Source organism: Mycobacterium sp. NPDC006124, assembly GCF_040614235.1.
Lineage (GTDB): Bacteria > Actinomycetota > Actinomycetes > Mycobacteriales > Mycobacteriaceae > Mycobacterium.
The window spans coordinates 238,492-251,059 of sequence record NZ_JBEXUA010000007.1 but is presented as its reverse complement, the minus strand read 5'-3'; the positions used below and the strand labels follow the sequence as shown (position 1 = coordinate 251,059).

Sequence of the window (12,568 nt, the reverse complement as noted above, 5' to 3'; positions counted from 1 at the left end):
CCGGCTCGGCTCACCGTGGCCGAAGTGCACGGTTGGGAGACCCGTGCGAGTGCGTGATAGTCTCACCCGGTTGTTGGGGCGAGTGGCGGAATGGCAGACGCGCTGGCTTCAGGTGCCAGTGTCCTTCGGGACGTGGGGGTTCAAGTCCCCCTTCGCCCACAATGAGCGGTTCTACGAACTGCGACCACAAAGGTCACGATCTCGAAAGAGGTCGTGACCTTTTGTGTCTGGCCGAAGGGTCCGTGCCGACATCTCCCGGGAATAGCCGAACAATACCGCTGAACGCTTGGGCCGAACGCACAATCCTCGTCGTCGGCAGCGGTCGCATGCGGGGTGACGGTCACGGATAGACGTGCTGTCCCGTCTCGGTGCCGTCCTCGCGTAGCGCGACGGTGAGAATGGCGCTGCGATTGGCGATCTCGACGTGCTCCTGCGTGAAGTCGAAACTCGCGCACAGTCTCGCGGTGATCCCAGCCTCGAGGATGCTTCCGAAGTCGATCTCGGTCACGTCGACGGGATTGTGTGCCTGCCCGAGGTAGATCGATCCGTCGATGTAGCCGTCCTCTGGGTTGACTGGGAACGCGAAGCTGCGACCACCCAGTTCGGCGAGGTGCGCAGCGGGTAGGGAGATGAAGTCGAGCCGCAGGCGCGTGTGGACGATCTCGGGGCCGGCGACGCCAAGGCGGTAGGTGGTGGGATCGGCGGGGTCGTCGGCGGAGAACGCGTCGATCGGGATGTCGATCGACCAGGTGCCGGCCCGGGGCTCACCTGCCGCGGCGGGCCAGCACCGGATGGTTCCGGTCTTCGGTGACAGGAATTCGTCGGTCAACTCGAACATTGGTCGAGCGTATTCAACGGTCCGGATCCATTCCGAGTCCGACGTCGAGCACGAAGAAGGCATCCATCACGGCCACGACGACCGCCGTCGTGACGAACGCGGGTCGCGACATCTGTCTCAGCGCGCGACCATCAGCGACACCATGTCGAAGACGACGGTCGCGGCGGCGATCGAGGTGATCTCCGCGTGGTCGTAGGCCGGGGCCACCTCGACGACGTCTGCGCCGACGAGGTTCATCCCGGTCAACCGGCGCAACATCCGGAGCAGCTCGCGTGCCGTCAACCCACCCGACTCCGGTGTCCCCGTGCCGGGCGCGAACGCCGGATCGAGGACGTCGATGTCCACCGACAGGTAGACGGGCTCGTCGCCCACCCGGCGCCGGATCACGTCCACGGCGGCGTTGATCCCCATCACGTCGAGGTCGCCGGCGCGGATGATCCGGAACCCCATGGCGGCGTCGTCGTCGAGGTCGGCACGGTCGTAGATCGGCCCGCGGATCCCGATGTGAATCGAATGGTCCTCGATCAGCAAGCCCTCCTCGAAGGCGCGCCGAAAGATGGTGCCATGCGTCACCGGGGCGTTGAAGTAGGTGTTCCACGTGTCGAGGTGAGCGTCGAAGTGCACCAGGGCCACCGGACCGTGCACGGCGTTCAGAGCCCGCAGATTCGGCAACGCGATGGTGTGGTCACCGCCGATCGAGACGATCCTGCGACCGCCGTCGCCCAGAAGCTCCGCGGCGTGCCGCTGAATTTGGCGGCACGCCTCGTCGATGTCGAAGGGCGTCACGGTGACGTCACCCGCGTCGACGATCTGCACCACCTCCAAGGGGGCGACGCCCAATTCGACGTGATACCCGGGCCGTAGCGTGCGGGCGGCCTGTCGGACCGCCATGGGGCCGAACCGCGCCCCTGGTCGATAGGAGGTGCCGCCGTCGAACGGCACGCCCAGGATGGCGACGTCGAAATCGCTGACCTCGTGGATGTCGGCGATCCGGGCGAAGGTGCCCTTGCCCGCGTAGCGGGGAACCTCGATGGCCGGCACCGCCCCGATCGGCGTGGACTCACTCATCGTTCGGCGCCCTCTCGGGGGAACTCCTCGTCGAGGACTCGCAGCACACGTTCGACGAACCACTCGGTCAGGACGCGGCCCTTCTCGGCGCTGGCGGGTACGGGGGAGGAGAGGGCGCCGCTCGCCGTCGACAGGCGGGTGTCGATGGGCAGGACGTCGTGGTCGACCACTCGCTCTGGCTGGTCCGGGGCGATCCGATCCCTGTGCACCATGTCGGGTTGGTGGTGGAGCCACAGCGAGGTCTCGATGACGGCGGCATGTTCGAGAGCCAGTCCCGGGAAGGCATCCGGCCAGAGGAGCTCGCGGCGCTCCGGTGTGTAGTCGGGATTGACGTCCTCGATGACGACGATCTTGACCTCGGGGTGCCGCTCGCTGACGAGGAAGGCGGGTTCGTAGACGAAACCGCTGTTCTCGAAGTGCCAGTTGTACAGGACGATGTTGCGGAAACCGCTGCGTACGAGCTCGTCGAGGACGTCCTCCAATACGCTGATGAGCGTGGTGGCGCGCAGCGACACAGTGCCCGGGAAGTGTTGTCCGCCACCGCTGCCCGGCCGGCTGCGGTAGCCGAACGGGATGAACGGGCCGACTACGAGGTCGCGCTGCCGTGCCGCTTCGACCAGGATCCGTTCGGGCAACACCCAGTCGGTGCAGACGGGAAGGTGATGTCCGTGCTGTTCGGTGGCTCCAACGGGAACCACCACCGGCACCCCGGCCTCGGCCGCGGCGGCGATCTCCGGCCACGTCATGTGTTGGTAGAGGACCGGGACGGCCTTCTGGGTCATCGGACTCCTGTCTTGCCTCTGCGACCGACGACGGACACTCGGGTCATGGCCGCAACGGTCGCGGAGTGGGCACGGTGGGTGCGGACGTCCAGTGTCCACCGGAGGCAAGCGCTTCGCCCGGTTGGCCGACGCCCGCGGGCCGCGGAGTCACACCAGCGTGCCGGTGAGCCCCAGCTCGTCGAGGGCCGCGCAAATCGACGTGCGCAGCCACTCCTTGGTGTTGGGTGTGCCGGGCTGATACCCCACGACGGTCATGCTGACCTTCCCGGCCAGCCGGCCGGAGACGACGGTGAGGAGGCCGCGGCGCTCCTCCAGCACCCGGCGCGAGACGTGCTGGTCGACTCCGCGCATGACCACCAGTTCGGCGGGCGAGCCATCGACGCGGGTGACGTCGTCGGGGAGGTCGCCGACGTTGGAGCACGACACCGGCTCGGAGGTGAACCCGAATGCCAGATCGGCGGTGCGTCTCACGGCGGCCTTGGGGACGAACGGCGTCAAGGGCAAGAGGGCGAGAGCCTCGTCGGGAGTCTCGCGCATGACCTTCAGCGCCTCTCGGATCGCCGTGCGCGTCTCACCCAGATCGGTCGTCACGTGGTCGGGGTCGACGCGCACGTAGGCGAGATTCACCGCATTGGCTCGGGTGTCCTCCAGCGTGCGGTCGTTGATCGGGACGATGAGGCCCACCGTGCCGTCGTCGGCCAGGGCGCGTCCCTGGTGCACGGCCAACCTGGCGCATAGCGCGGCGAGCAGCGCGTGGCTGTTTCCGCCGAGGTCGGCCGACCGCGCGTCCCACTGCTCGATCGGAATGATCACCGCGACGGCGGGTGCCGTTATCGAGACGTCGGCCTGGGCGTGGTCCAGCGTGCTCGGCGCGGTCGGGTTCGGTGCCGCCGACCTGTTCCGCTGCCGCCATAGGAAGCGGACGGCGGCCACCAGCGTGCGCACGACTTCGGGAACGTCGCGCACGAACTGGCGCAGATCGGCTGCGACCGCTTGGAGCCGGCGTCGGCTACGCGGTGGTGGATAGCCCAGATTCCGGCGGGCGCCCATGACGGCTTCGTAGACGGTCAGCAGGGCGCCGCCTCCGTCGGCCACGCAGTGCGAGCCCACCAGGCTCACGGCCGTGGCACCGTCGGTCATCGGCAGGACGCTCATGTGCCAGGACGGCCCGAACTGAGGGTCGATCGGCTGGCGTGCACAGTCGTCGATCCAGTCGCTGAGCTCCGCGCGAGGCCGCGGCGCAGGCGCAATGCGCAGGGGTGCCGCCGGCCCCAGCGAGGTGACCCAGCGGTGCCGCCCGAAGGGCAGGATCGACGGTTCGACGAGCCGGCCAGCCATGCCGTAGCCCATGTTCCGGTGAAAGTGCCGGACCCCGTCCAGGTCGATCTCGTGTTCGTACACCCAGACGATCTGCGTCACCGCGGACTGACCGGTCGCCCGCAACCCGAGGAACAACGCCTGATCGACGAAGTCCAGTAGGTTGTCGGGCTTCTTCGCCACCTGCGTCCGGGCAGTACTCATGCGACGCCACCTTCCTACGACCGACGCCGACGCGGTTGGGCGTCGATTCACGTCCCGGAACGTAGCCCTACCAGCTGAATGGTTCGTCGGACGCCGAACGGTCGAGACACCTGATACGGGCCGGAACGCCGACCGTCGACGGCGGTGGGCGGCGCGCTGGCAAGCGCCGGCCGATCGAGTCGGGCCAGCCTCGGCCTCGACGCGAAAACTCGTCTCCTGCAACGAGATTCGATGCGTCACGCCGTCGAGCCGATCTACGGGCGGCGAGACGTCGACTTCGAGACGTCGACGTCGTCCGCCGGCCGATCTCGACGGCCGGGGGAACGTGCGGGCGGTCCGAGACGTCGGAAACCGTCACCGTTCCGCCACGAGTGTGACGTCGACGACCGGCCCGCGGTGCGACGACGCACCTGGGCTCACTTCGGCTGTTCGTCGACCTTGAAGTCGAAGAGGACGTCGCCACCGTCCTGCACGTCGGTCACCGTCACCGTCACGCCGTAGGTCTGGCCCTGGTCGGTCAGCTCACAGTCCAAGGTCGCACCCTTGGTGCCCTTGAGATTGTCCGGGCAGGTCACCTTCTCGGGCTTCTCACCCACCTGCTGGGCGAGCTGGTCGCTGATCTGCTTGGCGACGTCGTCCTTGTCGACCGTCTCGACCATGTCGAAGTTGACCTTGTCCCCGTCTACCGAGGTGACGGTCACGTTGACGTTGAACGGTTGGTCCTTGACCTTCATCGCACAATTCACCTGGGCGCCCACCTCTGCCTTGAGGTCCTCCGGGCACGTCACCGAGTCGGGCTTGTTGCCCGACGCGTCGGTCATCTTGTCGCTCACCTGCTTGCCCACGTCGTCCTTGCCCACCGCTCCCGGCCCGCTCGAGCAGCCGGCGAGGCCGACTGCCATCAACGCCAGTGCGCCCGCCGCCGCAAGCATCCTCAACCGGCTCGCGGTGGAACCATTCTGTGAAGTCATGCGGGCATCGTGACCGCCGGCGGTTGGAAACTGGTTGGAGCCGACGGCGGGCGCTACCGGCGCACCGTTCGGGCGACCAGACGCAGACGCCGTGCCGAGAGCTGGGCGTCCCAGACGTGTTCGCCGGTCGCGCCGGCGATCTGCTCGGCTTGGGTGAGACACGCTCGCGCGTCATCGACGTCGCGGTGGGCTGCGGTCGCGTCGGACAACAACGCGTAGTACAGCGGCGAGAAGACTCGGCGGCCGCCCTGGCCGTGCAGGGCCATTGCGGCGTGCATCTCGTCGACGGTGTCGCGGCAGTCGAGGCCGACGGCCTGGGCCCAGCCATGGATCAGTCGGGCCCCGCCGATGAACTGTTCGATGCCGAGTTCGGTCAGCAGGGTGACGACGTCCGCTGCGCGCGACGCCACGCCGTCGGGGTCGCCGATCATCGCGGACATCTGAATGTCGGCGACGCGAAGTACGACCGTGCCGAAGGCGTCGTCACGCTCGTTTCCGAGCGCGATCCCCCGAGCCAGGATGTGCCGGGCTGCGTCCACCTCGCCGCGAAGTGCGCTGCAGTGCGCGTCGACCGCATAGGCGAGCACCTCGAAGGACGCCAACGCGCCGTAGATCTTCGGGTCGACGGGCGGTACCGCGGATTGCAAGTCGCGAACCGACGCGACCGCCGAGTCGAGCGTGCCACGCAGGAAGCGAATGAACGCGCGCACGTAGAAGCCGGCCGCCCCGGCGATCGGATCGCCGGTGGCCGAGAAGAATTCGACGAGGCTGTCGGAGAGGACTGCGGCATCGTGAAGACGACCCGTTCCGCACGCCTCGAGACAACCCATCGCGACCGCCGCCGTCGACTGGAGTGCCTCGTGGGCCGCGCTCGCGGAGTGCCGCATGTCGTGCAGGACCTTGGCCGAACTCTGCCCGCTCACCACCGCCTCGACGGAGGCCAGTTGCAATTGCAGATTCACCTCGCGGTCGAAACGGTAGCTGCCGGTTGGCATTCGGGCACAGACCGCGAGGGCGTGGCGATCCAGCTCGGCCACCTCGCGATAGGCCGACCGCGACCAGGCGTCGGCTCGCGCTCGATCGAACAAGAGCAGCGCGGTGGCGGCGTCGAGTTCGGCGGCCGCCTCGCGCGCGTGGTGCGCGCCGTCGATGGCGTCCTGGGACGCGGTCTCTCCGAGCTCCTTGGCATAGGCCCGCGCGATGTCTGCATGCAGAACCTCCCGGTCGACGCCGGTGGTCTCGGCCGCGACGGCATCACGCACGAGCCCGTGACTGAACCGAAAGCCGTTCTGCTGAGCTGGTACTCGGACGATGAGTCCGGCCTCGCAGGCCGGAAGGAGCGAGATCGTCGCCTCGATGACGGATGACTCCGTCACGGTCGCCAGCCGCGTGGCCGAGAACTCCGTGCCGATGACGGCAGCCACCTGAAGCAGTGTCCTCGTCGCCTGGGGCAGGCGGGACATGCGCCGGCGGATGACACCGCTGACGGCCTCTGGGACGTCGGCACCGCCGTCGATGCCCGAATCGAAGTCCTCCAGACGGCCGTGGTCGGCCAAGAGCCGGACGAGCTCGCGAGCGTAGAACGGATTGCCCCCGGTGCGGGCGTGAACGCTCGCCACCAATCCGTCGCCCGGTGTCACACCCGTGGCGTCGGCGATCAATCGCGCCGTCGCGGGCACGTCGAGGCCGCGCAGTTTGACGACCTCGACGTCGGTACGGCCGACGATGCGTTCGAAACTTCGGGCGCTCCTGACGTCGGCGCCACCGTCCTGCCACGTCGCGACGATCAGCAGGGGCGTGCACCGGGCCGCCGAGACGAGGTGCTCCAACACTTCGTGGGTGAAGCGGTCGGCGCGCTGAAGGTCGTCCAGCACGATCACGGCCGGCCGGGCCGCGGCCAGCTCGGTCAGTGCCGAGGTCGTCGCCTCGATGGCGTCGAATCCCGCAGCGCCGGAGGGGTCGTCGCCTCCGACGCCCTCGGCCGCGCCGCTCCACCAGTGCGGCAGGGGGGCGTTCGGGTGCCGCTCCCCGACGGGAAGCTGGCCGGCCAGTCCGCGAACCGCGTGCGCCCAGGCCCACGACGGAGGTCGACGTTGCTCTGCGGCGTGGCCGGCCCACACCGTCGCCAACCCCGCCTGGACGGCCAGTTCGGTCACGTGCCGGGCCAGGGCCGTCTTGCCCATGCCGCTCTCACCGCGAATCACGACGACCCCACCGTGACCGGTCGCCGAGGCCGCCAGCGAACTGTTCATCCGGCGCACCTCGGCGGAGCGTCCGTGAAGTTCGCCGACCCGTTCGGGGGCGGGTCCCACCTCGCGTCCGGGAAGGGGTGAACGCCACTGCAGCGCCGCGGATTCGTTGGCGACGGCAGCGGCCAGTCGTTCCAGCTCCACGCCGGGAAGCACGCCGAGTTCGGCGTCGAGCACGTCGCGGACCCTGCCGTACGCGCGCAGTGCGTCGGTACGCCGGCCACAGCGGTACAGAGCCAGGATCAGCTGTGCCCAGAGCCTTTCCCGCAGGGGATTGGCAGCCAGTTCGCACTCGAGGCCCTCGACGAGGGCCGCACTCTCGCCCATGCGCAGGGCGGCCTCGAAGTAGGTCTCCGTCGCGTCGACGCGCAGGGTCTCCAAGCGGTGACGTTCCGGAGTGGCGAAGTCCAAGTCGTGGAACTCGCCGAGCGGAGTTCCGCGCCACGACCCAAGGCCGTCGACGAGCGCGGATCGGGCGGCCGCGTTGTCTCCGGCCTCGAGCGCGCGCCGTCCCGCGTCGACCAACCGGGCGAATTCCTCGGCGTCGACGACGTCGCCACGGGTGTCGAGGTGGTAGCCAACCTGGGATCGCTGCACGGCGTCCTCGCCGAGGACACGCCTGAGATTGGTGAGGTAGGACCGCAGCGAGATCAAGGGCTTGGGCGGTACGTGCGCGCCCCACACCTGTTCGGTCAGCGCGTCCACGGACACTGCGCGCCCACCGGCCACCAGCAGCGCAGCCAGGACGGCCCGTTGGCGCGGCCCACCCAGGTTGAGGTGGTGTCCGTCGCGCAGCACCTCCAACGGACCGAGAATTCGATACTCCACGCGACCCGTGCCCCCTCCGTCGGTCACCTTTGAACAAGATCATCCCCTGTTCTCAGGAATTTGCCAGCGGAACGCCCTGTTTGCCGTGAGCCTCCTCCAACGGCGTTCCAATCCCGCAGCCCTACGGTCGCCGAGCCTGCGTGCCACGAACCTCGAAGGAGTACGCGCATGAAGATCACCCCCATGGCGGCGATAGCCGTCGGCGCAGCCGTGACCCTGCTGACCGCGGGCTGCGGTGGCAGCTCGTCGTCGTCGTCGTCCTCGTCGGCGTCTGCCGCCACGTCGTCGAGCACGTCGTCCACGACGAGCGCCTCCGCCACGGCAGCGGCCTCGACCGACTACGCAAAGTTGCTCATCGCGGCGACTGACATCGTGGCGCCCGGCGACACGTTCACCGCGCAGGAGCCCACCGTGAATCCCAACGGTGCGCCCGGTGTGGCCACCGTCTTCTCCAACGGCGGTGACACCCGCGAAATCGGCGACACCATCCTGGTACTGCCCGACGCCGGGGGCGCGGCCACTGCGCTGAAGGGCGCCACGGCCGCCTTGGGCTCGTCGGTCGTCGGCGGCACCCCCGCTCCGGCGTCGGTGGGCTCTGACTCGGTGATGGTCTCGGGTGCCTCGCCGGACGGCTCCAAGGCGGTCACCGTCCTTCTCTTCACCCAGGGGTCGGCATTCGTCACCCTCGAATTCGATAGTGCCGCAGAAGATCCCGTCCCACCGGAGTTCGTGCTCGACGTGGCCGGCAAGCAGGACCAGAAGATCACGGCGGGTCTGGGCAGCTGAGCTTGGGTGGGTGGGGAGCGAGCAGTGAGTCCGACGGCACCGTTCATCCTCAGCGCACCGCCCGACTGCACCTTCTACCGCAGCCTCGACGACGTCGTCACCGCACACGACCTCGACGCGGAGATCTACGACGCCCACGGCTCGCGGCTCACGCTGGTCGCGCGCCAGCTGGCGGTCACCTCCGTGGAACCCGAGGAGCTCGCCAGACTGTTGCGGCGTTGGCTCGGCTACGTCGACGCCGTTCGCGAGTCCACGGCGAGTTGGCCGCTGTGGCTCTTGGTGCACGCGGCCGTCGAGCACGCCGGCTACTCCTGAACGGGCCGCCGATGCGCTGCGCCAGAACGACCGTCACGGATCATCCAACGACTCTCCAATCACGGATCGGATCATCGTCGCCATGACCAACGGAATTCTCCGCACCATCAAGACCGCGTCGGCGACGGGTGCCGTCGTGTTGCTGCTGGCAGGGTGTGGTGGCGGCGGTGGCTCGACGCCCGTCGCTTCGAGCCCCACGGCGAAGAAGCCCGACACGAGCAACGTCAAGATCGAGGGTGACCCCTCCACTCCGGTGAACAAGCTCGCCATCGCGTCCATCGCCGATCTGCAGAGCTTCTGGGCTGATGAGTTCCCCAAGCTCTACGACGAGGATTACAAGCCCGTCGACGGTGGCCTGTACGCACTGACCCCGGATTCCGAGTCGGGTCCCGCCTGTGCCTCCAGCTACGACGACGTCGCGGGCAACGCCTTCTACTGCAAGCTCGACGACTCCGTGGCATGGGATTCGACGGGTCTGCTGCCGGATCTGCAGAAGAAGTACGGCGACTTCGTCATTCCCATCGTGCTGGCACACGAATTCGGTCATGCCGTGCAACAGCGGTCGGGATTCTTCGACCAGAACGAGATGACGGTCAGTTCGGAACTGCAGGCCGACTGCTTCGCCGGGGGGTGGTCGAAGCACGCTCAGGACGAGAAGGTCTTCGAGGTCAACAGTGCCGATCTCGACAAGGCGCTGGCGGGCATCCTCGACCTACGCGACAGTCCCGGTACCAACGTGCAGGATCCGTCGGCGCACGGCAGCGGCTTCGACCGCGTCAGCGCGTTCCAGGACGGATACGACAACGGCGTCGCGAAGTGCAAGGGCTACCGGGACGGCGATCCGGTCGTGCTCGAGCTTCCCTTCAACGACGCCGCCGACGAGGCGACCGGTGGCGAGGCGCCCTACGACACGATCGCCACCGGTGTGCCCTATGACTTGGAGGACTACTGGAGTCAGGTCTATCCCGAGCTGACCGAAGGTGAGGCCTGGAAGCCGCTGGCTCCGCAGCAGCCATTCGACCCGTCCAGCCCGCCGGACTGCGGCGGCCAGTCCGCCGAGGGCTATGCGTTGTTCTACTGCGTGCCAGACGATTACGTCGGATGGGACGACGCGGACGCCATGCCGGCGATCTACACCGAGGGCGGGGACTATGCGTTCGCGACGTTGCTGGCGACCCAGTGGGGGCTCGCCGCTCTCAACCGACTGGGTGACGACGCCGACGAGAAGACCTCCACGGCGCGTGCCGACTGCCTGGCGGGGGCGTACACCGCCAGCGTCATCCTCTACAACCGCGAGGCGACCAGTACCTTCCACATCTCCCCGGGTGATCTCGACGAGGGCATCAAGGCCCTGCTGTTGTTCCGCGGCGACGGTGACGTCGACCGCCAAGGCGCCGGATTCGACCGAACCCGCGCATTCCGCGAGGGCGTCGTCGACGGGGCGCAGGCCTGCCTGTCCTACACGGCATGACTCCTAGGAACCGAAGGTCGCCCGCACGACGGTCTCGTCGCCCTCTAGCGTGGTTCGGCCACGTCGACGCCAATGGTGATCTGCGGGTTGGCCGTTGGGTCGAGCCACTGCAGCACCGACTTCATCTGGTCGCGATCGATGGCCACGCAACCCCACGTCGGATCGCCGTCGGTCACGTGCAGGAAGATCCCGGCCGACTGCCCGGGCACGCGCTGCGGGTTGTGGTCGATCAGCACGGCGTAGTCGTACATCACCCCGGAGTCGTACAGGTTCTCGGCGTCCTCTGAGTCGATCTCGGGGGCGTGGACGTGGGTGTTGTAGGTGGGTGAGTCGACGTCTTCGTCCCACCAATCCTCGTCGGTGGCTTGGAAGTACGGCATCCGGGTGCCTGGGTTGGGCTGCCTCCCGAAGGCCTGGCCCAGGGGAAAGGTTCCCACCGGGGTGCGGAAGACGTCGTCCTCCGGCTGCCCGACACCCAGCTCGCCGAGTGTGGCCGGGGTGGGTCCGAGCACTTTCTTCCACCTGCCGTCCACCCGCTCGTAGGCACTGAGGGTGCCGCTGTCGGAGGTGGCGGACGGCGCGTCGACGACGATCATCTGCGCCGGTGTCTCCGCCCGAGCAGGTGCCGCCGCCGCGAGCGACAACACGAGGGGGGCCAGGCCGATCGTGCGCACCAGCCACGAGCCCGTGGTTCGTGCTGCGCGCGCCATGCCGTCGACCCTACGCGGACGACGGTCGTCCGGGTGACGCCCTTCTGCGGCATCATTCTTGGTCATGACGCAGTTGCTCTGGGATCAGCACGCCTGCCTTCCGCTGAAGGTCGGCACCGAGATCGAGCCGCTGACCCGCTTCCGGCGTCGCGGTGGAGCCTTCATCTCCGTGAACGCCGGATACTCACCCCAGTCCTTCGTCGATTCCGTCGCGCTGCTGGAGCACTTCCGCGCGGGCGTCGACGCACACCCGGACCTGGAACTGGCGGCCGGCGTCGACGACGTCGAACGCATCACCTCCGAGGATCGGATCGCCGTCGCATTCGACCTGGAGGACTCCGGGCCCGTCGGCGACGACCTGAACAATCTCGCCACGCTCGCCGGCCTCGGAGTCCGCACGCTGCTGCCGACCTACAACCACGTCAACCGGGCGGGCAGCGGATGTCTGGACTCCGTGGACACCGGCCTGACCGCATGGGGCGAAGAGATCGTCGCCGAGATGAACGTGGTCGGCATCGTTCCCGACGGGTCGCACTGCAGCACCCAGACGGGCTTGGATCTGTGCCGTGTCTCCAAAGGTCCTGTGGTGTACAGCCATTCGTGCATGAAGGCGATCTGGGACCATCCGCGCAACATCACCGACGACCAGGCCCGCGCCTGTGCGGACACCGGTGGCGTGGTCGCGATCACCGGGGTCGGCATCTTCCTGGGCCCCAACACTGCGACCCTCGAGGCAATGACGAGCCACCTCGAGTACGCCGTCGACCTGATCGGCGTCGACCACGTCGCCCTCAGCAGCGACTTCTCATTCGACCACGCCGACTTCAACGACGAAATGCAGCGCAACCCACAGGCGTTCGACGAGAGCTACACCGCGTGGGGACCCATCCAGTGGATGCCGCCGGAGACGGTGCTGACCCTCGGCCGCCATCTCACCGACCGTGGGTGGCGGGCCGCCGACGTGCATGCGGTCCTGGGCGCCAACATGCTGCGGGTCGCGAAGAGGACCTGGCGTCCTCGTTGACGCTG

Annotated in this window: 11 protein-coding genes and 1 tRNA gene; 5 read left to right on the top strand and 7 right to left on the bottom strand. The window is 68.1% G+C overall.

All coding sequences use genetic code 11. The annotated features are described in order from the left end of the window. Positions 1-76 precede the first annotated feature (76 nt). Positions 77-159 (top strand) — tRNA-Leu (locus ABZ195_RS16900). A gap of 181 nt (positions 160-340) precedes the next feature. On the opposite strand, the gene ABZ195_RS16895 is transcribed toward ABZ195_RS16900, so the two are convergent. The 6 genes from ABZ195_RS16895 to ABZ195_RS16870 form a co-directional block, all read right to left on the bottom strand. Next, positions 341-838 (bottom strand): hypothetical protein, encoded by a 498-nt coding sequence (locus ABZ195_RS16895; RefSeq protein ID WP_355219640.1) that lies wholly within the window; start codon positions 836-838, stop codon positions 341-343. Positions 839-955: 117 nt separating this feature from the next. Further along, on the bottom strand, positions 956-1,906 hold the full coding sequence (gene speB, locus ABZ195_RS16890) for an agmatinase (protein WP_355219638.1): 951 nt from the start codon (positions 1,904-1,906) through the stop codon (positions 956-958). Beyond that, positions 1,903-2,688 (bottom strand): creatininase, encoded by a 786-nt coding sequence (locus ABZ195_RS16885; RefSeq protein WP_355219636.1) that lies wholly within the window; start codon positions 2,686-2,688, stop codon positions 1,903-1,905. Before ABZ195_RS16885 ends, speB begins: the two co-directional genes overlap by 4 nt. 147 nt (positions 2,689-2,835) lie before the next feature. Then, positions 2,836-4,209, bottom strand: a complete 1,374-nt coding sequence (locus ABZ195_RS16880) for a hypothetical protein (RefSeq protein WP_355219634.1) — start codon at positions 4,207-4,209, stop codon at positions 2,836-2,838. A gap of 416 nt (positions 4,210-4,625) precedes the next feature. Then, the gene (locus tag ABZ195_RS16875) at positions 4,626-5,141 is read right to left on the bottom strand and encodes a DUF4333 domain-containing protein (protein WP_355219819.1); all 516 of its coding nucleotides are present in this window, start codon (positions 5,139-5,141) and stop codon (positions 4,626-4,628) included. Positions 5,142-5,233: 92 nt separating this feature from the next. After that, positions 5,234-8,284: a BTAD domain-containing putative transcriptional regulator gene (locus ABZ195_RS16870; RefSeq protein ID WP_355219632.1), complete on the bottom strand. Its 3,051-nt coding sequence runs from the start codon at positions 8,282-8,284 to the stop codon at positions 5,234-5,236. 141 nt (positions 8,285-8,425) lie between these two features. On the opposite strand from ABZ195_RS16870, the gene ABZ195_RS16865 reads away from it, so the two are divergent. The 3 genes from ABZ195_RS16865 (at position 8,426) to ABZ195_RS16855 (ending at position 10,829) form a co-directional block, all read left to right on the top strand. After that, positions 8,426-9,043, top strand: a complete 618-nt coding sequence (locus tag ABZ195_RS16865) for a hypothetical protein (RefSeq protein ID WP_355219630.1) — start codon at positions 8,426-8,428, stop codon at positions 9,041-9,043. Between the two features lie 24 nt (positions 9,044-9,067). Continuing rightward, a complete protein-coding gene (locus tag ABZ195_RS16860) occupies positions 9,068-9,358 on the top strand; it encodes a hypothetical protein (RefSeq protein WP_355219628.1) in 291 nt (96 codons plus the stop codon). Positions 9,359-9,440: 82 nt separating this feature from the next. Next, positions 9,441-10,829 (top strand): neutral zinc metallopeptidase, encoded by a 1,389-nt coding sequence (locus tag ABZ195_RS16855; RefSeq protein WP_355219626.1) that lies wholly within the window; start codon positions 9,441-9,443, stop codon positions 10,827-10,829. Positions 10,830-10,873: 44 nt separating this feature from the next. On the opposite strand, the gene ABZ195_RS16850 is transcribed toward ABZ195_RS16855, so the two are convergent. After that, positions 10,874-11,539 carry a L,D-transpeptidase family protein gene (locus ABZ195_RS16850; protein WP_355219624.1) on the bottom strand — a complete coding sequence of 222 codons (666 nt, stop codon included), beginning with the start codon at positions 11,537-11,539 and terminating at the stop codon, positions 10,874-10,876. Between the two features lie 64 nt (positions 11,540-11,603). Here ABZ195_RS16850 and ABZ195_RS16845 point away from each other — a divergent pair, with 64 nt between their 5' ends. Beyond that, a complete protein-coding gene (locus ABZ195_RS16845) occupies positions 11,604-12,563 on the top strand; it encodes a membrane dipeptidase (RefSeq protein WP_355219622.1) in 960 nt (319 codons plus the stop codon). Positions 12,564-12,568: the final 5 nt, after the last annotated feature.

Bases quoted from the DNA above. Each gene is read 5' to 3' on its own strand.
- ABZ195_RS16895 (WP_355219640.1), bottom strand. From the start codon at position 838: ATGTTCGAGTTGACCGACGAATTCCTGTCACCGAAGACCGGAACCATC.
- speB (WP_355219638.1), bottom strand. From the start codon at position 1,906: ATGAGTGAGTCCACGCCGATCGGGGCGGTGCCGGCCATCGAGGTTCCC.
- ABZ195_RS16885 (WP_355219636.1), bottom strand. From the start codon at position 2,688: ATGACCCAGAAGGCCGTCCCGGTCCTCTACCAACACATGACGTGGCCG.
- ABZ195_RS16880 (WP_355219634.1), bottom strand. From the start codon at position 4,209: ATGAGTACTGCCCGGACGCAGGTGGCGAAGAAGCCCGACAACCTACTG.
- ABZ195_RS16875 (WP_355219819.1), bottom strand. From the start codon at position 5,141: ATGCTTGCGGCGGCGGGCGCACTGGCGTTGATGGCAGTCGGCCTCGCC.
- ABZ195_RS16865 (WP_355219630.1), top strand. From the start codon at position 8,426: ATGAAGATCACCCCCATGGCGGCGATAGCCGTCGGCGCAGCCGTGACC.
- ABZ195_RS16855 (WP_355219626.1), top strand. From the start codon at position 9,441: ATGACCAACGGAATTCTCCGCACCATCAAGACCGCGTCGGCGACGGGT.
- ABZ195_RS16850 (WP_355219624.1), bottom strand. From the start codon at position 11,539: ATGGCGCGCGCAGCACGAACCACGGGCTCGTGGCTGGTGCGCACGATC.
- ABZ195_RS16845 (WP_355219622.1), top strand. From the start codon at position 11,604: ATGACGCAGTTGCTCTGGGATCAGCACGCCTGCCTTCCGCTGAAGGTC.